Source organism: uncultured Campylobacter sp. (genome assembly GCF_938045405.1).
Taxonomy (GTDB): Bacteria; Campylobacterota; Campylobacteria; order Campylobacterales; family Campylobacteraceae; genus Campylobacter_B.
In genome coordinates this window covers 1-2,059 of the sequence record NZ_CALIMW010000050.1, presented here as the reverse complement: position 1 = coordinate 2,059, position 2,059 = coordinate 1, and the positions used below count along the sequence as shown (strand labels likewise).

Sequence of the window (2,059 nt, the reverse complement as noted above, 5' to 3'; positions counted from 1 at the left end):
AAGAAAGTGAGGAAATAATGGCGCAGGTGACTAAATTTACGATAGATCCAAATCTAAGCGGAATACAGCTACGAACGCAAGCTAGCGAAATGCTAACGGCGCTATCAACGCTGAACTCGGGCGATTTAGGGCCCGTAAATCCTACTGGAGGAATGCTATGGTTGGATACTACGAACAATATCTTAAAAATTCGCGACAAAACAAACACCGCGTGGCTAGACTTTGCGAGCGTAAATGATAAGGTTATCGCGGCATCTACCGCAGATAGCACAAAACTCGGTGGGCTGGCTGCCGATAAATACGCCAAAAAAGATGATATCCCTGCAGCCCCGCAAGCTGCTACGGAAACAAAGGCAGGTATCGTAAAACTAAAGAATTCCATCACGGGAAATTTGGCGGATACTGCAATATCTGAAAATGCCGCCAAGCAATATGCGGATGCGATATCTAATAGGCTGTTGGGAATAGACCAGACTTTGCAGAATGTTACCTCGCAAAGACAGATCGGCGCAACCTACACGAACAAGACGGGCAGACCGATACAACTAACGATTATGTGCCTAGCTTGGGCGAACTATACCATCAAAATAGGCGACGTATCTATTCCTTTTGGGGGAGGTGATCAAGGTAGAACGTCCAAGCAAACATATTACGGAATAGTTCCAAACGACGCAGAGTATTCTCTTACCACAGGTAGCTCTTTTTACTGGTGGGAATTAAGGTAAGGATAAAAAATGAAATACTACAAAAATTCACAAAATCAAATCTACGCTTACGATGACGACGTGAGCGAGGATCAGATTAAAGAGGGGCTAACGAAAATAACAGAAGCGCAGGCAAAAAGTATGCTTGAGCCGAGCCTTGAGGAGCTCAAAGCCGCAAAGACCGCAGAGCTTGCTTCGTGGGTGAACGCAATGGGCGAGAGCTGCAAGGTTGAGATCAAAGATTTTGGCGCCGTCAACGGCGGCTATAAATACCTGCTGAATATCGGAAGCATGATCGATACCTTCGATAGCCTCGAAATTCGCGCATTTCGCATGTATGACAATTCGATGAAAAAGATCGGAGGACAGGAAGACCTCAAAAAGATTAAACGCGCCATTCAGATTGCTGGGCAGAAGCTGCACGTGCTGAAGTGGGGCTATGAAACCGCAATCGAGAAGGCAAAAACCGCAAAGGCGCTTGAAGCTATCAAATTTGCAGACACAATAGAAGTATAGGAGGAACAAATGGGATATTTTATACTATTTTTGACGAGCTTTATTTTAGGGATTTTGGCTTGTCCTATCGTGATTTTTCTAAGGGCGCGCAAGTGCGATCAATGGGGCCACTCCAATGTGATGAATATCCTTAGGGTGTTCGCACCCCTTGTGAAGAGCCGCCCGAAGGAGCGATGATGTTTTGGATACTGAATAGACTACGCGGGCAGTATTCATACTTCGCCAAGCTTAACGCTTTGGTAGTAGCCCTGCTGGTATTTGCGTTTTTGGGGAATTTCTACCTCGCGATCATCTGCGGGCTCGGGTATTTGCTGGGCGAGGCCAAAGGCTGGGGCGTATGGGTCGGCGCGCTCGTAACCCACGGCAGCTACACAAGCGAGCATGAAGTGAAATTTATTGAGCGCATCGCTGCTAAGCTTTTCGATCCGCGGGCGCATTGGCTAGCGTATTGTAGGCTCTGTCTCGCGATCCGCGGTCTGATTTGGTGGCTACTGGTATTCGTGCCGCTGCTCTTTGCGGGCGTCTATACCGCCCCACTTTTTGCCGTAGCTCTTGCGGTAGGTTTTCCTCTTGCTTGTGAGCTGGGGTATCGCACAAAATGGACGTTGCGATTTCGAGCTTTTGAGGCAAGCGATGCGTGGGGTAGGCAAGAGGTATTTTATGGGGCTATGCAGGATGCGGCGTTTTTGGTTTTATTTTTATGGGGGCGCTAATTTTGTGCGCTTTCGCGCACACTCATAAGGGGGCTCTCAGAGTTTTAGAAATAAAAAAGAAAGAGGATCGGCATTTATTTGGGGCGGAAAGGGGGCTTGAATTGCGAGGTCGCTCCCCTTCCCGCC

General features: G+C 47.9%; 4 protein-coding genes. All 4 read left to right on the top strand.

Features of this window, described 5'->3' with window-relative positions:
* Positions 1–725 (top strand): hypothetical protein (locus Q0140_RS01570; RefSeq protein WP_297960972.1); only part of this gene is annotated, 725 nt, incomplete at its 5' end.
* Between the two features lie 9 nt (positions 726–734).
* Positions 735–1,220: a hypothetical protein gene (locus Q0140_RS01565; RefSeq protein WP_297960969.1), complete on the top strand. Its 486-nt coding sequence runs from the start codon at positions 735–737 to the stop codon at positions 1,218–1,220.
* A 9-nt stretch (positions 1,221–1,229) separates the two neighbouring features.
* On the top strand, positions 1,230–1,397 hold the full coding sequence (locus Q0140_RS01560; protein ID WP_297960966.1) for a hypothetical protein: 168 nt from the start codon (positions 1,230–1,232) through the stop codon (positions 1,395–1,397).
* Positions 1,397–1,933 (top strand): hypothetical protein, encoded by a 537-nt coding sequence (locus Q0140_RS01555; RefSeq protein ID WP_297960963.1) that lies wholly within the window; start codon positions 1,397–1,399, stop codon positions 1,931–1,933. The genes Q0140_RS01560 and Q0140_RS01555 overlap by 1 nt, the downstream gene beginning before the upstream one ends.
* Positions 1,934–2,059: the final 126 nt, after the last annotated feature.

What these genes read in the sequence shown, in the direction of transcription:
- Q0140_RS01565 (WP_297960969.1), top strand. Translation starts at nt 735, where the DNA reads ATGAAATACTACAAAAATTCACAAAATCAAATCTACGCTTACGATGAC.
- Q0140_RS01560 (WP_297960966.1), top strand. Translation starts at nt 1,230, where the DNA reads ATGGGATATTTTATACTATTTTTGACGAGCTTTATTTTAGGGATTTTG.
- Q0140_RS01555 (WP_297960963.1), top strand. Translation starts at nt 1,397, where the DNA reads ATGTTTTGGATACTGAATAGACTACGCGGGCAGTATTCATACTTCGCC.